The 15,688-nt window shown below is 68.7% G+C and carries 15 protein-coding genes; 14 read left to right on the top strand and 1 reads right to left on the bottom strand.

The genetic code is table 11. From position 1 onward, the window contains the following. Positions 1 to 89: 89 nt before the first annotated feature. Positions 90 to 1,058, bottom strand: coding sequence for a phosphotriesterase family protein (locus LY12_RS18600; RefSeq protein WP_253858485.1), 969 nt, complete (start codon positions 1,056 to 1,058; stop codon positions 90 to 92). 158 nt (positions 1,059 to 1,216) lie between these two features. Between LY12_RS18600 and LY12_RS18605 the strand changes: the two genes are divergently transcribed. From LY12_RS18605 to nuoK, 14 genes are all read left to right on the top strand, one after another. Next, entirely contained in the window at positions 1,217 to 1,822 is a 606-nt protein-coding gene (locus LY12_RS18605) for a QsdR family transcriptional regulator (RefSeq protein ID WP_253858488.1), read from the top strand. A gap of 177 nt (positions 1,823 to 1,999) precedes the next feature. Continuing rightward, a complete protein-coding gene (locus LY12_RS18610; protein WP_253858490.1) occupies positions 2,000 to 2,713 on the top strand; it encodes a class I SAM-dependent methyltransferase in 714 nt (237 codons plus the stop codon). 148 nt (positions 2,714 to 2,861) lie between these two features. Continuing rightward, positions 2,862 to 4,133 (top strand): geranylgeranyl reductase family protein, encoded by a 1,272-nt coding sequence (locus LY12_RS18615; RefSeq protein WP_253858493.1) that lies wholly within the window; start codon positions 2,862 to 2,864, stop codon positions 4,131 to 4,133. Between the two features lie 545 nt (positions 4,134 to 4,678). Further along, positions 4,679 to 5,086, top strand: coding sequence for an NADH-quinone oxidoreductase subunit A (locus tag LY12_RS18620; RefSeq protein ID WP_253858909.1), 408 nt, complete (start codon positions 4,679 to 4,681; stop codon positions 5,084 to 5,086). A gap of 6 nt (positions 5,087 to 5,092) precedes the next feature. Then, the gene (locus LY12_RS18625; protein ID WP_183779873.1) at positions 5,093 to 5,641 is read left to right on the top strand and encodes a NuoB/complex I 20 kDa subunit family protein; all 549 of its coding nucleotides are present in this window, start codon (positions 5,093 to 5,095) and stop codon (positions 5,639 to 5,641) included. 9 nt (positions 5,642 to 5,650) lie between these two features. Continuing rightward, entirely contained in the window at positions 5,651 to 6,409 is a 759-nt protein-coding gene (locus LY12_RS18630; protein ID WP_301302816.1) for an NADH-quinone oxidoreductase subunit C, read from the top strand. A 30-nt stretch (positions 6,410 to 6,439) separates the two neighbouring features. Further along, positions 6,440 to 7,813 (top strand): NADH-quinone oxidoreductase subunit D, encoded by a 1,374-nt coding sequence (locus LY12_RS18635; protein ID WP_253858496.1) that lies wholly within the window; start codon positions 6,440 to 6,442, stop codon positions 7,811 to 7,813. Then, positions 7,810 to 8,589 carry an NADH-quinone oxidoreductase subunit NuoE gene (gene nuoE / locus LY12_RS18640; protein ID WP_253858499.1) on the top strand — a complete coding sequence of 260 codons (780 nt, stop codon included), beginning with the start codon at positions 7,810 to 7,812 and terminating at the stop codon, positions 8,587 to 8,589. Before LY12_RS18635 ends, nuoE begins: the two co-directional genes overlap by 4 nt. Before the next feature lie 31 nt (positions 8,590 to 8,620). Next, positions 8,621 to 9,973 carry an NADH-quinone oxidoreductase subunit NuoF gene (gene nuoF, locus LY12_RS18645; RefSeq protein WP_253858502.1) on the top strand — a complete coding sequence of 451 codons (1,353 nt, stop codon included), beginning with the start codon at positions 8,621 to 8,623 and terminating at the stop codon, positions 9,971 to 9,973. Beyond that, positions 9,970 to 12,537 (top strand): NADH-quinone oxidoreductase subunit G, encoded by a 2,568-nt coding sequence (locus LY12_RS18650; RefSeq protein ID WP_253858504.1) that lies wholly within the window; start codon positions 9,970 to 9,972, stop codon positions 12,535 to 12,537. The genes nuoF and LY12_RS18650 overlap by 4 nt, the downstream gene beginning before the upstream one ends. Further along, complete coding sequence (gene nuoH / locus LY12_RS18655) at positions 12,537 to 13,910, top strand: NADH-quinone oxidoreductase subunit NuoH (RefSeq protein ID WP_253858507.1); 1,374 nt, start codon at positions 12,537 to 12,539, stop codon at positions 13,908 to 13,910. Before LY12_RS18650 ends, nuoH begins: the two co-directional genes overlap by 1 nt. Next, the gene (gene nuoI / locus LY12_RS18660) at positions 13,897 to 14,463 is read left to right on the top strand and encodes an NADH-quinone oxidoreductase subunit NuoI (RefSeq protein WP_183779855.1); all 567 of its coding nucleotides are present in this window, start codon (positions 13,897 to 13,899) and stop codon (positions 14,461 to 14,463) included. Before nuoH ends, nuoI begins: the two co-directional genes overlap by 14 nt. Then, positions 14,460 to 15,374: an NADH-quinone oxidoreductase subunit J gene (locus LY12_RS18665; protein WP_253858510.1), complete on the top strand. Its 915-nt coding sequence runs from the start codon at positions 14,460 to 14,462 to the stop codon at positions 15,372 to 15,374. Before nuoI ends, LY12_RS18665 begins: the two co-directional genes overlap by 4 nt. Next, on the top strand, positions 15,371 to 15,670 hold the full coding sequence (gene nuoK / locus LY12_RS18670) for an NADH-quinone oxidoreductase subunit NuoK (RefSeq protein WP_183779849.1): 300 nt from the start codon (positions 15,371 to 15,373) through the stop codon (positions 15,668 to 15,670). The genes LY12_RS18665 and nuoK overlap by 4 nt, the downstream gene beginning before the upstream one ends. Positions 15,671 to 15,688: the final 18 nt, after the last annotated feature.

Genomic DNA, 15,688 nt, shown 5'->3' on the forward strand with positions numbered 1-15,688 from the left:
CGCCGTGGCGGCGGCGCCGCATGCGCGCGTGCGTGGGACAGCGCTGTGCGCGCCCGGTGCGAAATCTCGTCGCGGTGTGCGACGCGCACCTAGCCGAAGTATCGCTGCGGGTTGCGCACCAGCATGGTGTCGAGCTGTTCGTCGGTGACGCCGCGCTCACGCAGTGCGGGCAGCACGTCGTCGCTGATGTGCGTGTAGACCCAGTTGGGGACCGTCGCGGCCTTGGCCTCCTCGGAGAACCAGTCGATGAAGCACGACGCGTCGTGCGAGAGCACCATCCGGTCCGCATAACCACGCTCGGCGAGCGCTGCCACGGTGTCGACGCGCTGTTCGAACGGCAGCAGCACGTCGAGTCCGAACCGGTCCATCCCGAGGTACGATCCCGCATCGGCCAGCGCGCACAGATAGTCCAGGTCGGTGCTGTCGCCCGAGTGGCCGATGACGACCTTGCTCAGGTCCACCCCCTCCTCGGCGAGCACCTTCTGCGCGACCAGCCCCGACCGAGTGTGGACGTTGGTGTGCACGGTGATCGGCGCGCCCGTCTCGACGTGCGCCTGCCCGACGGCGCGCATCACGCGTTCCACGCCCGGGGTCAACCCCTGCTCCTCGATCGCGCACTTCAACAGCCCCGCCTTGACCCGCGTTTCCGCGATCCCCTCGCGAATGTCGGCCACGAACAGCTCGACCATCGGCTCGGGCCTGTCGAACAGCAGCCCCGGGCCGGTGTGGTGGAACTGGAACGGGACGTCGTTGTAGGTGTACAGGCCGGTCGCGGCGATGATGTTGATGTCGACCTGCTCGTTGATCCGCTGAATGCGCGGGATGTACCGGCCGAGGCCGATGACGGTCGGGTCGACGATCGTGTCGATGCCCCGTGACCTGCACTGCTGCAGTTTGTCGACCGCGTCCGCGACCCGGCGGTCCTCGTCCCACCGGTTCGGATAGTTCGGGTAGTTCTGCCGCATCTCCTCGCCCAGCACGAACACGTGCTCGTGCATGAGCGTGGTGCCCAGCCGATCAACGGGTACCGGACCGCGGACGCTCGGGACCTCCGTCATCTGAATGCCTCCTCGTCGAAGCACGCGATACGTCGATGCACCCGATCTCGTCGGTGCACGCGATGTATCACCGATCAGGTATCGCCGATCACAGCGGGACAAACGGCAAGTTTGTGCTGGCAATGACACAGAGTCAAGATCTGTCCCATACTTGTCGCATGGGCGGCATGCGGAACCGGTCGGGAGCACGCCTCGGCACCGAGCTGAGCCGGCGGGCCGTCATCGACGCCGCGACTCGCCACTACCTGGCCTGTTCGCCCTTGGACATGTCCGCACTGGCGGGTGAACTCGGCATCGGCCGCTCCACGCTCTACCGGCTGGTCGGCAACCGCGAAGAACTCGTCGCGACCGTGCTGGCCGAGCAGACCGAACGAACCTTCCGGCGCACGGCCTGCCGCGTCACCACGGCCGAAACCGGAGCCGACCACGTTCTCGCCGTGCTGGAGCGGTTCATGCGCGCCGTGTCCGACGCGGCACCGCTGCAAGCGCTGTCGAAGCGGGAGCCGTTGTTGTTCGTCCGCGTCGCGCTCATGCCGGGACCCGTCGAACACACCTCGACGAGGCTCGTCGCAGAGCTGCTGACCAGGGAACACGCCGCCGGTCGGCTGGAACTGACGCTGCCACCGGACGTGCTCGGCCAAGCGATCATCCGCATGTGCGATGCGCATCTCTACGCGCCGCTGCTCGGCAAGCCCGAACCCGAGATCGACACCGCCCTCGACCTGGCGGCCGCCCTGCTCGGCATCACACCGCAGACCCCGTAGACCGCGGCTGCCCGGCGTTCCGCGGCACCGCGCGGAGAGACACGCTTCGCGTGGCCGCCTCGCCCGCCCGTCTCCCACCACCACCCAAGGAGACACGCTCCGCGTGGCCGCCTAGCCCGCCCGTCTCCCACCACCGCCCAAGGAGACACGCTTCGCGTGGCCGCCTACCCTTCAACCATGTCTCGTGCGTCGCTGGACAAGGATCCCCGCGAGGTCGCCGCCATGTTCGACGGCGTCGCGGCAGGCTACGACCGTGCCAACTCGGTGATGACGTTCGGTTTCGACCGGCGCTGGCGGACCACCACGGCCGGAGCCCTCGACGCACGCGAAGGTGAGCGGGTGCTCGATCTCGCCGCGGGCACCGGCGTGTCCACCGAGGAGTACGCCCGCGACGGCGCCTGGTGCGTCGCAGCCGACTTCTCCCTCGAGATGCTCCGCAACGGCCGCGACCGTGGCCTGCCCATGATCGCCGCCGATGCACTTCGCCTGCCCTTCGCCGACGAATCGTTCGACGCCGTGACCATCTCCTTCGGACTGCGCAACTTCGTGGACACCAAGGCTGCGCTCGTCGAGATCATGCGGGTCGTCAAGCCAGGCGGCAGGCTCGTGATCTGCGAGGTGTCCACACCGACGTTCGCGCCGATCAGGTTCGTGTACCGGAAGATCGTGCTGCGGCTGCTGACCTGGCTCGGCCGCCGCGCGGCCTCCAACCCGGAGGCGTACGGCTACCTCGCCGAGTCGATGTTGACCTGGTACGACCAGCGGTCACTCGGCGAGGTCATCGCCTCGGCGGGCTGGACGAAGGTCGAATGGCTCAACCTCACGTTCGGCGCGGTCGCCATCCACCGGGCCCGCAAACCCGAACCCGAGCAGCCCCCGGAACTCACGTAGCCCGCCCGACTCGCCCCGCGCAGCCGGACTCGTGTTGCAGTTCCCGGGGCCCGTGTTGCGGATTCGGGGAGCCGTGGCGCTCCTGCCCGCCCGTCGCCCGGCCACCACCCCTCAATGCCCCGCTCCGCGGGGCTGCAAGACTGGGCTCATGACTCAGGATGCCGAGGTCATCGTCGTCGGAGCAGGGCCGGCGGGTTCGACCGTCGCCACATACCTCGCCCGTGCGGGCGTGGACGTGCTGCTGCTCGAGAAGACCACGTTCCCGCGCGACAAGGTCTGCGGTGACGGGCTGACCCCGCGTGGCGTCAAACAACTGATCGACCTCGGCCTGGACATGAGCCCCGAGGCGGGCTGGACGTACAGCAAGGGCCTGCGGATCATCACCGGTGACCTGCACCTGCAGCTCGACTGGCCGGACCTGACGAGCTATCCGCCGTACGGTGTCGCGCGCACCCGGCACGACTTCGACGAACTCCTCGCCCAGACCGCCGTCAAAGCGGGCGCGAGGCTGCAGGAACGCACCACCGTCACCGGTGCGCTCACCGACGAACGCACCGGCCGCGTGGTCGGGGTGGAAGGCAAGACGGGTCCCGACAAACAGCCGGTCAGCTACCGTGCCCCGCTCGTACTCGCGTGCGACGGCGTGTCGGCGCGGCTCGCGCTGTCGGTCGGCATCGAGAAGAACGACAACCGCCCGATGGGTGTCGCCGTCCGCCGCTACTACACGAGCCCGCGGCACAGCGAGGAGTACATCGAGGGCCACCTCGAGCTGTGGGACCGCCGTGACCCGGCGAACCCGAAGCTGCTGCCCGGCTACGGGTGGGCGTTCCCGCTCGGCGACGGCACGGTCAACGTCGGGCTGGGCATGTTGTCGACGTCGGCCTCGTTCCGCAACATCGACTACCGGCAGCTGCTGCGTTCGTGGCTCGACGGCACACCCGAGGAGTGGGGCTACCGCGAGGAGAACGCTGTCGGGAAGGTCGGCGGCGCGGGGCTTCCGATGGGGTTCAACCGGACGCCGCACTACCGGGACGGACTGCTGCTGCTCGGCGACGCGGGCGGCATGGTCAGCCCGTTCAACGGCGAAGGCATCTCGGCCGCGATGGAGTCCGCGCAGCTGGCGGCCGAGCACGTGGTGCAGGCACTGGCCCGGCCCGAGGGCCCGTCGCGGGAACGCGCGCTCGCCGGCTATCCGCGTGCCGTGGCCGACCTGATGGGCGGCTACTACCGGCTGGGCAACACGTTCGCCAAGCTCATCGGCAAACCGAAGGTCATGCGCGCCGCCACGAAGTACGGCCTGCGCGTCAACCCGATCATCCCGCTCGTCTACAAGGGCCTGTCGGGTTGCTACGACGCGAAGGGCGGCGACGTGGTGGACCGCATCATCGCGGCCGCATCGCGCGTCACACCGACCGCCTGAGCCGCGGTCCCGCATACCCCGCGCACGGGTACCACGTGTGATAGATCACGTCCGTTTTCATGATCGACATGGCCGCTGCCGTCGGTGTTCCTTTTGCGCTGGTGATGGCAGGTACGGACGCGGAAGTGGGCGTTGCGCAGCTAGCCGACTTAGGTCTGCCTTATATGCCGGGGATGTGCCGGGGGCTAGCGACAGCGTGTGACTTGCGTCCTACACTGACCCCATGCTTTGTGAAGCGGTTCACAACCACGACGGAGTGCTTGTGAACGAATTCACGAGGTCAGTGCGCCGAGTGCCACGAGAAGTGCACGCACGACCACGCAGATCACTGTGATCTGCACCGCCGACGTCGTGGTCAGGGCCGTAGCCCGGGTCACGCCCGCCGGCGGACCGCCAGCCCCAACACGTCCGAACGCAACGCCGCGGAAAGGATGGTGCCCGCAGTGAACGTCACGTTCGCGCCGGCCGGATTCGCTTCGGCGACCCGGGTTCCGGCCGAGCACGCGCCGGCAGGCCCGGGTCTCACCGAGACACCGGCCGATCAAGTGCTGGCCGGCGGGCAGGTGCTGGCGCAGGAGGCTGCCGCCGGCATCGGGATCTACCTGCCCCTCGTGCTGCTGATCGTTCTCGCGGCCGGATTCGGCGTGTTCTCGGTGCTGCTGGGCCCGCTCGTGGGCCCCAGCCGCTACAACAAGGCCAAGACGGCCGCCTACGAATGCGGGATCGAACCGTCGCCGCAGCCGGTCGCGGGTGCGGGCCGCATGCCCGTCGCCTACTACGTCACGGCGATGCTGTTCATCCTGTTCGACATCGAGATGGTCTTCCTCTTCCCGTACGCCATCGCCGCGGACGCGCTCGGGTTGTGGGGTCTCGGCGCGGTGGCGCTGTTCATCGCGACGTTCTTCATCGCCGACTTCTACGTGTGGCGCCGCGGCGGCCTGGATTGGAACTGATGCGCCATGGGTCTCGAGGAGAAACTCCCCAACGGAATCCTGCTGGCCTCGCTCGAGGGCGTCGTCAACTGGGCGCGCAAGAACTCGATGTGGCCCGCGACCTTCGGGCTCGCGTGCTGCGCCATCGAGATGATGACCAGTGGCGGGTCGCGGTACGACCTCGCACGGTTCGGCATGGAGCGCTTCAGCGCCACGCCCCGGCAGGCCGACCTGATGATCGTCGCGGGCCGGGTGACGCAGAAGATGGCGCCGGTCCTGCGGCAGATCTACGACCAGATGGCCGAGCCGCGCTGGGTGCTCGCGATGGGCGTGTGCGCCTCGTCCGGCGGCATGTTCAACAACTACGCGGTCGTGCAGGGCGTCGACCACATCGTGCCCGTCGACATGTACCTGCCCGGCTGCCCGCCGCGGCCGGAGATGCTGCTCGACGCGATTCTCAAGCTGCACGCGAAGGTGCAGGACGAACCGATCAACGCCCGCCGTGCGCAGCTGCGTGCCGAGAGCGGCGCCGAGACCGAGATCGTCCCGTCGTCCATCAAGTACGCGAAGAAGTAGGGCGAGGCCATGGCTGACGAAGACGCGCAGAACCCCCGGACCGGAGGGGAGAACTCCAGCGCCGAACGCCCCGAGTCGGGTCTCGAACCGCGGGGTGCCGAACCGGCCCGGGTGGTCGCCGGTCACGAGCGCCGGGGAATGTTCGGCGTTTCCGGCAGTGGTGACACGTCCGGGTACGGCGGACTGCGCCTGCCCGCGTACTCGCCACCGCCCGCGGAGCGTCCCTACGGCGGCTGGTTCGACGATTTCGCCGACGAGTTCTACGCCGCGCTCGCGGAGAACGGAATTCCGGCCGAGGCGATCCTGCAGGTGACCGTCGACCGCGGGGAGATCACTTTCTACGTCGACCGCGACCACCTCGTCGCGATGTGCCGCGTGCTGCGTGACGACGAGGGACTGCGCTTCGAGATGTGCAGTTCGGTGTCCGGTGTGGACTACGGCGAGGACGTGCCGCAGCGGCTGCACTCGGTGTACCACCTGCTGTCGATGACCTATCGGCGCCGCATCCGGCTCGAGGTCACGATGGACATCGACGACCCGCACGTGCCGTCCATTGTGGAGATCTATCCGACGGCGGACTGGCACGAGCGCGAGGCCTACGACATGTTCGGCATCGTCTACGACGGCCACCCCGCGCTGACCCGCATCCTCATGCCCGACGACTGGGAAGGGCATCCGCAGCGCAAGGACTACCCGCTCGGCGGCATTCCCGTGGAGTACAAGGGCGCGGAGATCCCGCCGCCGGACACCCGGAGGTCGTACTCGTGACCCGTCCGTTTTCTTCCCGCTGGAGGCGCCATGACCACTAGCGACCACATCGCCGACGTGTCCACCGGCACGGACACGACTCCGGAGGGTTCGGACAGTGCGCCGTACGCCGAGTCGCGCGAGACCACCGAGGGCCCGGTCTACACCGTCAGCGGCGGCGACTGGGACGACGTGCTCTCGGACGCGTCGCACGACGAGCGCATGGTCATCAACATGGGGCCGCAGCACCCGTCGACGCACGGCGTGCTGCGCCTGGTGCTGGAGATGGAGGGGGAGACCGTCACCCAGCTGCGCTCGGTGATCGGCTACCTCCACACCGGCATCGAGAAGAACTGCGAGTACCGCAACTGGACGCAGGGCGTCACGTTCGTGACGCGCATGGACTACCTGTCTCCGCTGTTCAACGAGATGGGCTACTGCCTCGCGGTGGAGAAGCTGCTCGACCTCGAGGTGCCTCGCCGTGCCCAGCTGTTGCGGGTGCTTCTCATGGAGATCAACCGCATCGGGTCGCACTTCGTCTACATCGCCACCGGCGGCATGGAGCTCGGCGCGACGACGGCGATGACGCTCGGCTTCCGCGAGCGCGAAGAGGTGCTGCACCTGCTCGAACACCTCACGGGCCTGCGGATGAACCACGCGTTCATCCGGCCCGGCGGTCTGGCGCAGGACATGCCGGAGGACTTCGTCGAGAAGGTCACCGAGTTCTGCGAGGTCATGGACGAGCGGTTGCCGCTCTACGACAAACTCTTCACCGGCCAGCCGATCTGGCGGAACCGGCTCAAAGGCGTGGGTTACCTGCCGCTCGATGCGTGCCTCGCGCTCGGCATCACCGGTCCGGTGCTGCGGTCCGCCGGGGTGGCGTGGGACCTGCGCAAGACCGAGCCCTACTCCTGCTACGACGAGTTCGACTTCGAGGTGCCGACGTCGACGGACGCCGACTGCTGGGCCCGCTACCTGCTGCGGGTCGAGGAGATGCGCCAGTCGTTGCGGATCATCCGGCAGGTCCTCGAGAAGCTCGAGCCCGGCCCGGTGATGGTGGAGGACCGCAAGGTCGCCTGGCCCGCGCAGCTGTCGGTCTCCAGTGACGGCATGGGCAACTCGCTCGACCACGTCCGCAAGATCATGGGCCAGTCGATGGAGTCGTTGATCCACCACTTCAAGCTGGTCACCGAGGGCTTCCGGGTGCCACCGGGGCAGGCGTACTCGACGGTCGAGTCGCCGCGCGGCGAGCTCGGTTTCCACCTCGTCTCCGACGGCGGCACGCGGCCGATGCGGGTGCACGTACGTGAACCGAGCTTCGTCAACCTCCAGTCGATGCCCGCGATGTCGGAGGGCGGCCTCGTCGCCGACGTCATCGCGGCCGTCGCCTCGATCGACCCGGTGATGGGGGGAGTGGACCGATGACCAGCGACACCACCAGCAGCGACACCACCGGCAGCGGTGTCCCGGCGACGGCGACCACGTTCGGCGAGGACACGGTGACCGATGCGCGTGAGCTGATCGCGCGGTACCCGCAGTCGCGGTCGGCGCTGCTGCCGTTGCTGCACCTGGTCCAGTCCGTGGAAGGCTACGTCAGCCAGCAGGGCATGACCTTCTGCGCCGAGCAGCTCGGCCTGGCGGAGGCCGAGGTCGCGGCCGTGGCGACGTTCTACACGATGTACAAGCGCAAGCCGTGCGGTGAGCATCTGGTGAGCGTGTGCACGAACACGCTGTGCGCGGCGATGGGCGGCGACGCGATCTACAAGCGACTCCAGGAACACCTCGGCTCCGACGGGGCGCCGCTCGGCCACGAGGAGGTCGCGGGCCCCCCGGGGGAGAGCGGTTCGCTCATGCTCGAGCACGCCGAATGCCTCGCCGCGTGCGACCTGGCCCCGGTGCTGCAGGTCAACTACGAGTACTTCGACAACCAGACCGAGCAGAGTGCGGTCGAGCTCGTCGACGCATTGCGGCGCGGTGACAAGCCGCATCCGACGCGGGGTGCTCCGCTGTCGGACTTCAAAACCGTCGAGCGACGGCTGGCAGGCCTGCTGCCCGAGGACGACGACGAGTTCTGGACCGAAGTGGACGGACCGTCGCAGGCGGTCGAGACGGTGCGCGGCGCCCAGCTGGCCGCCGACCGCAACTGGACGGCACCGCCGGCGCCCGAGGACGTGCCGATGCCGGAGGTGGAGGCGAAATGAACGCCGAAGCACGCTTTCCCCTGGAGGCGCGATGAACAGCTCGGAGAAGGCGCCGTTGACGCCGGTACTGACGAAGCGGTGGTTGTCGCCGCAGTCGTGGCGGTTGCACACGTACGAGAAGCTCGAGGGTTACACCGCGGTGAGGAAGGCCCTGAGCGCCTCGCCGGAGCAGGTCGTGCAGATGGTGAAGGACGCGGGTCTGCGCGGTCGTGGCGGTGCGGGCTTCCCGTCGGGTGTGAAGTGGGGCTTCATGCCGTCCGACGAGGCCAAGCCGCACTATCTGGTGATCAACGCCGACGAGGGAGAGCCGGGCACGTGCAAGGACATTCCGCTGATGATGGCGGATCCGCACGCGCTCATCGAGGGCTGCATCATCGCGGCGTACGCGATGCGTTCGCACCACTGCTTCATCTACATCCGCGGTGAGGCGCTGCATCCGATGCGGAGGCTGTACGCGGCGGTGCGGGAGGCGAAGCAGGCCGGCTATCTGGGCCACGACATTCTCGGGTCGGGTTTCGACCTGGAGATGACGGTGCACGCGGGCGCCGGTGCGTACATCTGCGGTGAGGAGACGGCGCTGCTCGACTCGCTCGAGGGCCGCCGGGGCCAGCCGCGGCTGAAGCCGCCGTTCCCCGCCGCCTCGGGCCTGTACGCGGCGCCGACGACGGTCAACAACGTGGAGACGATCGCGACGGTGCCGTCGATCATCAACGGCGGTTCCGAGTGGTTCCGGGCGATGGGCAGCGAGAAGTCGCCAGGGCCGAAGATCTATTCGGTCTCCGGCCACGTCGAACGCCCCGGCCAGTACGAGGCTCCGCTGGGTACGACGCTGCGGGAACTGCTCGAGATGTGCGGTGGGATGAAGGATGGCGTCCCGTTGAAGTTCTGGACGCCGGGCGGTTCGTCGACGCCGCTGTTCACCGCCGAACACCTGGACGTCCCCTTGGACTTCGAGGGTGCCGCCGAGGCCGGGTCGATGCTCGGCACGACGGCGGTGCAGGTGTTCAACGAGACGGTGTCCGTGCCGTGGGCCGTGATGAAGTGGACGCAGTTCTACGAGCACGAATCCTGTGGCAAGTGCACGCCGTGCCGCGAGGGCACGTTCTGGCTGGCGCAGGTGCTGGAGCGCATGGTCGACGGTCGCGGCAGCGAGGAGGACATCGACACGCTGCTGGACGTCTGCGACAACATCGGCGGGCGTTCGTTCTGTGCGCTCGGCGACGCCGCGGTCAGCCCGATCCAGAGCGGCATCAAGTACTTCCGTGACGAGTTCCTCGCGCTGTGCGAGTCGAACCGGCCCGAGCCGGCGGGGGCGGCCGAGTCCCCCGAGTCGGCGCAGGGCAGTGATTCCCAGGCCGCGCAACCGGTTGGAGCACAGGCATGACCGTGGCACCGGAGAAGTCCGATGTGGACGTACCGGAGGGGTACGTCAAGCTCACCATCGACGGCGAGGAGGTCGTCGCGCCGAAGGGTGAGCTGCTGATCCGCACCGCAGAACGGCTCGGCACGGTGATCCCGCGGTTCTGCGACCATCCGCTGCTCGACCCGGCGGGCGCGTGCCGGCAGTGCCTGGTCGAGGTGGAGATGAACGGCCGCCCGATGCCGAAGCCGCAGGCCTCGTGCACGATGACGGTCGCCGACGGCATGGTCGTCAAGACGCAGGTGACGTCGGAGGTCGCGGACAAGGCGCAGCAGGGCGTGATGGAACTGCTGCTCATCAACCACCCGCTGGACTGTCCGATCTGCGACAAGGGCGGCGAGTGTCCGCTGCAGAACCAGGCGATGGCCCACGGCCGATCCGATTCGCGCTTCGTCGACAAGAAGCGCACGTTCCCGAAGCCGTTGCCCATCTCGTCGCAGGTGCTGCTCGACCGGGAACGCTGCGTACTGTGCCAGCGCTGTACCCGGTTCTCCGATCAGATCGCGGGCGACCCGTTCATCGACCTGCTCGAACGGGGCGCCCACCAGCAGATCGGCACCTCGGAGACGGCCGACGTGCTCGACGCCGCATCGACTTCGGCGGAGTCGGATGCCGCCTCAGCGGGAGGGGGTGCTTCGGCGGAGCCCGATGCCGCCTCGGCGGGCGGGCAGCCGTTCCAGTCGTACTTCTCGGGCAACACCATCCAGATCTGCCCGGTCGGTGCGCTCACCAGCGCCCAGTACCGCTTCCGCTCGCGGCCGTTCGACCTGGTGTCGACGCCGAGCGTGTGCGAGCACTGCTCGTCGGGCTGCGCGGAGCGGACCGACTTCCGCCGCGGCAAGGTGATGCGCAAGCTCGCGGGTGAGGACCCGGACGTCAACGAGGAGTGGATCTGCGACAAGGGCAGGTTCGCCTTCCGCTACGCCGCGGCCGAGCAGCGGATCCGCAGGCCGCTGGTGCGCAGTGCCGACACCGGCGAGTTGGAGGAGGCGTCCTGGACCGAGGCGCTCCGGGCCGCGTCCGCCGGACTGGCGAAGGCGCGTGACGGCAAAGGCGTCGGGGTGCTGCCCGGTGGCCGGGTGACGATCGAGGACGCCTACGCCTACAGCAAGTTCGCCCGCGTGGCACTGCGCACGCACGACGTCGACCACCGCGCGCGGGCGCACTCGGCCGAGGAACTGGACTTCCTGGCCTCCCGGGTCGCCCGCGACGGCGGCCCGTCGGGCGGTGGCGTGACCTTCGCGGACCTGGAGACGGCCCCGGCCGCTCTGTGCGTCGCGTTCGAACCGGAGGAGGAGGCGCCCGCCGTGTTCCTCCGGCTCCGCAAGGGTGCCCGAGCCGGCAACGTCAAGGTTGTCCACATCGGGCAGTGGGCCTCGCCCGCCGTCGACAAGACCTTCGGTGAACTCCTCGCCTGCTTGCCCGGCGGAGAGGCCGATGCCGTCGACGGCATCGCCCGGCACGCCCCCGACCTCGACGAGGCGTTGCGTTCCGACGGCGCGGTCGTGCTGGTCGGGGAGCGCGCCGCCGAGGTGCCGGGGCTGCCGACGGCGCTGCACCGGCTGGCCGAACGCACCGGTGCGCGGCTCGCCTGGATCCCGCGCCGAGCGGGTGAACGAGGCGCCGTCGAGGCAGGCACGTTGCCGACGCTGCTGCCGGGCGGACGGCCCGTCACCGACGCCGACGCCCGCGCCGAGGTGGAACGCCACTGGGGTCTCGAAGCGGGGACGTTGCCCGCGGAGCCGGGCCGCGACGTGACGGGGATGCTGAACGCGATCGTGACCCGCGACCTGGACGGACTGCTCGTCGGCGGGGTCGACCTCGACGACCTGCCCGACCCGGCACTCGCCCGCAAGGCGTTCGACGCGGCCGGGTTCGTCGTGTCGCTGGAGTTGCTGCCGAGCACCGTCACGCCCTACGCGGACGTGGTGCTGCCGATCGCTCCCGTCGACGAGAAGAGCGGCACGTTCGTCAACTGGGAGGGGCGGCGCAGGCCGTTCACGGTGACGCTCGACGGCACCGGTGCGCTGCCGGACTGCCGGGTGCTCGACACGCTCGGCGTCGAGATGGACGCCGACCTGTTCACCCAGACGCCCCAGGCCGCGCTCGGTGACCTCGACCGGCTCGGCACCCCGGAGGGAACTGCCCCCAAGGGCACTTTGGTTGCACTCAGCGCAACCAAAGTGCCCCCGGGGGCGTCGGCCGCTCCGCCTGCACCCGGGTCGGGGCAGGCACTGCTGGCCACGTGGCGGCAGCTCATCGACGACGGATCGCTGCAGATCGACGAGCCCGCGCTCGCCGGCACCGCGCGACGCGTCGTCGCCCGCCTGTCGCGGGTGACCGCCGACGGGCTCGGCGACCACGTGACGGTGTCGACCGACCGCGGGTCGGTGACCCTTCCCGTCGAGATCGTCGACATGCCCGACGGCGTCGTGTGGCTGCCGGGGAACTCGCCGGGGTCGAAACTCCGCGCCACGCTCGGCGCAGGCCACGGTGCGGTCGTCGACATCGCCGGGGGTGAGCGGTGATGAGCCCGTTTCTCGCGCAGGCGGCCACCGAGCCGATCAACCGGGCGGAACTGCTCGCCGACGACCCGCTGTGGCTGATCCTGCTGAAGGCCGTCGTGGTCATGCTGATCGGCCCGATCTTCACCGTCGTGCTGATCGTCGGCGAGCGGAAGACCGTCGGCCGGATGCAGAACCGTCCCGGTCCGAACCGGGTGGGCCCGTTCGGCATGCTGCAGTCACTCGCCGACGCGATCAAACTGCCGTTCAAGGAACAGGTCATCCCCGACACGGCCGACCGGAAGATCTACTTCCTCGCACCCGTGATCGCGGTCGTTCCCGCGCTGATCGGCCTCGCCGCGATCCCGTTCGGCGGCGAGGTGACGATCTTCGGTGAACGCACCGTGCTGCAGCTGATCGAACTCCCCGTGAGCGTGTTGCTGGTGCTCGCGGGTGCGTCGATCGGCGTGTACGGCATCGTGCTCGGCGGCTGGGCATCCGGTTCGCCGTACCCGCTGCTCGGCGGACTGCGGTCCGCGGCGCAGGTCATCTCGTACGAGATCGCCATGGGCCTGTCGATCATCGGCGTGGTGCTGTACTCGCAGTCGATGGCCACCAGCGGCATCGTCGCCGCCCAGGCCGACGGCGGCTGGTACTTCTACCTGCTGCTGCCGAGTTTCGTCATCTACATCATCTCGATGGTCGGCGAGACCAACCGTGCCCCGTTCGACCTGCCCGAGGCGGAATCCGAACTCGTCGGCGGGTTCCACACCGAGTACAGCTCGATGAAGTTCGCGATGTTCTTCCTCGCCGAGTACTCGAACATGGTGATCGTCTCGGCGTTCGCGACGACGTTGTTCCTCGGCGGCGGCATGTTCCCGTTCTTCGGCGCCGACGCCGCGATCAACCAGGGCTGGTGGCCCGCCCTGTGGTTCCTGGCGAAGATGTGCGTGATCCTGTTCGGCTTCATCTGGTTGCGCGGCACGCTGCCGCGGTTCCGCTACGACCAGTTCATGAAGCTCGGCTGGAAGGTCCTCGTGCCCGCCGCGCTGGTGTGGCTGCTGTTGATCGCCACCGTCCGCGCGCTGCGCAACGCCAGCGACGTCTCCACCGGCCAGATCCTGATCATCGGCGGTGTGGCGATCGTCGTGGTCGTCCTGCTGATGCTGCTCATCCCGGAGAAGGAGATCCCGGAGGACGAGGGCCACGTGTCGACCACCGGCGGCGGCCACCCCGTGCCGCCGTTGGATCTGAAGGTCCCGGAGACCACGCCGCGCCGGAGGGCCCTCGAAGCGAAGCGCAGGTCCGAGGAGAAACAACAGGCGGAGTTGAGTCCGCAGGCGGCGGGCGCGCCCGGCGAAGGCTCGAAGGAAGGAGAGTCCCATGGGGATCTTTGATCCGGTCAAGGGATTCGGCGTCACCTTCGGGATGATGTTCAAGAAGGTCGCCACCGAGGAGTACCCGGAGATCGGCGCTCCCGCCGCCCCGCGGTACCACGGCAGGCACCAGCTGAACCGCCATCCCGACGGGCTCGAGAAGTGTGTCGGCTGCGAGTTGTGCGCATGGGCGTGCCCCGCCGACGCGATCTTCGTCGAGGGTGGCGACAACACCGAGGAGGCGCGGTACTCGCCCGGTGAACGCTACGGTGCGGATTACCAGATCAACTACCTGCGCTGCATCGGCTGTGGACTGTGCGTCGAGGCCTGCCCGACCCGGTCCCTCACGATGATCAACTTCTACGAGCTCGCCGACGACAACCGGCAGGACCTCATCTGGACCAAGGAGGATCTGCTCGCCCCGTTGCTGCCCGGCATGGAGCAGCCGCCGCACCCGATGCGCCTCGGTGACGACGAGCAGGACTACTACGTCAACGGTCCGGAACTCGCCCGCGGCCGCGGGGTTCCCGAACACGAGACGGTCGAGACCGACACCGAGGAGGCGGTCCGATGAGGACGGAGACGTCGCTGGTGCTGGCACAGGCCGGGGCCGACGCGACGGTGTCGACCGGTGAGGCCGTCGCGTTCTGGATACTCGGCCCGATCGCGGTGGCCGGTGCGCTCTGCATGATCTTCGCGCGCAACGCGGTGCACTCGGCGTTGTGGCTGGTGATGACCATGCTGTCGCTGGGGATGCTGTACATGCTCCAGCAGGCGCCGTTCCTCGGCTTCACGCAGATCATCGTCTACACCGGCGCGATCATGATGCTGTTCCTGTTCGTGCTGATGATGGTCGGCAGGGAGTCGTCGGACTCGGTACTGGAAGTGCTGCGCGGCCAACGGCTCATGGCGGCGGTACTCGGCATCGGTGTCGCGGGCGTGCTCGCGGGCGCGCTCACCCGCGCCCTGGCAGAGGTACCCGCGGCACCGGCGATGAACCCGTGGACCCCGGAAGGCGGCGGTGCGGGCGGACTCGCCCGCGTGATCTTCCAGGACTACCTGTTCCCCTTCGAGCTCACGTCGGCGCTGCTGATCACCGCGGCCGTCGGCGCGATGGTCCTCGCGTTCACCGACCGGCATTCCAAGCAGGGCAGGCGCAGCCAGCGCGACCTCGTCGAGGCACGGTTCCGCGGCGAGTACGAACGCCCGTCGCCCAAGCCCGGCCCCGGCGTGTACGCGACGTCCAACTCCGTCGCCACGCCCGCGCTGTTGCCGGACGGGTCGATCGCTCCGGAATCGCTGTCCGACCTCATCGAGTCCACCCCGACGGCTCAGCTGCAGGCCCACCGCAAGCAGCTCGCGAGCCGCGCCGCGGGTCCGGACACCCACGCGCTCGTCGGACCCGACGGCGCCGGTGACGACGACGGAACCGGTGCCGACACCACCGCCGGCGGCGCGGCGAAGGCCACGGAGGACAAGGCATGACCCCGACGTACTACCTGCTGCTGTCGGCGCTGCTGTTCAGCATCGGCGCGGTCGGAGTGCTGGTGCGGCGCAACGCGATCGTCGTGTTCATGTGCATCGAGCTGATGCTCAACGCCGTGAACCTCTCGCTCGTCACGTTCGCGCGCATCAACGCCGACATCGACGGACAGGTCATGGCGTTCTTCGTGATGGTCGTGGCGGCAGCGGAGGTCGTGGTCGGACTGGCCATCATCATGGCGATCTTCCGCACCCGCCGGTCCGCGTCCATCGACGACACCAACCTGCTCAAGTACTAGGGGCAAGGGGAAACAACT

This window comes from Prauserella alba (genome assembly GCF_024171735.1).
GTDB classification, from domain to species: domain Bacteria; phylum Actinomycetota; class Actinomycetes; order Mycobacteriales; family Pseudonocardiaceae; genus Prauserella; species Prauserella alba.